This window comes from Pseudomonas juntendi, assembly GCF_009932375.1.
GTDB lineage: Bacteria > Pseudomonadota > Gammaproteobacteria > Pseudomonadales > Pseudomonadaceae > Aquipseudomonas > Aquipseudomonas juntendi.
In genome coordinates this window covers 1-366 of sequence record NZ_BLJG01000623.1, presented here as the reverse complement: position 1 = coordinate 366, position 366 = coordinate 1, and the positions used below count along the sequence as shown (strand labels likewise).

At 65.8% G+C, this 366-nt stretch carries 1 protein-coding gene and 1 pseudogene; one reads left to right on the top strand and one right to left on the bottom strand.

What is annotated here, in order from left to right; translation table 11 throughout:
* The first annotated feature begins 24 nt into the window (after positions 1–24).
* The gene (locus tag GYA94_RS27540) at positions 25–180 is read left to right on the top strand and encodes a flagellar FliJ family protein (RefSeq protein WP_438826255.1); all 156 of its coding nucleotides are present in this window, start codon (positions 25–27) and stop codon (positions 178–180) included.
* On the opposite strand, the pseudogene GYA94_RS27535 reads toward GYA94_RS27540, so the two are convergent.
* Positions 142–366 (bottom strand): annotated as a pseudogene (locus GYA94_RS27535) (flagellar FliJ family protein); the annotation flags it as partial. The gene GYA94_RS27540 and the pseudogene GYA94_RS27535 sit on opposite strands and share 39 nt — an antisense overlap.

Below are 366 nucleotides of genomic sequence, written 5' to 3'. Positions count from 1 at the left end.
TTCCGTGGCCAGTTGGAAACGGCGATGACCCAGCAGCGGCAGAGCCTGGGCTGGCATCAGAACAACCTCGACAATGCCCGTGGCACGTGGCAGCAGGCCTACGCCCGGGTGGAGGGGCTGCGCAAGCTGGTGCAGCGCTACCTGGACGAGGCCCGCCGCGCCGCGTGCACGCGTGCGTAGCGCCTGCTGCCACGTGCCACGGGCATTGTCGAGGTTGTTCTGATGCCAGACCAGGCTCTGCCGCTGCTGGTTCATCGCCGTTTCCAACTGGCCCAGGAAGCGCTGGTAGTTCACCAGCCAGTTGCCATTGACCCCCTGCCCACCGCGGTTGATCCACTGCTGCTGGTAGTCTTCGCGAAACCGCTC

Coding starts and splice junctions, on each gene's coding strand:
- GYA94_RS27540 (WP_438826255.1), top strand. CDS start 25: ATGACCCAGCAGCGGCAGAGCCTGGGCTGGCATCAGAACAACCTCGAC.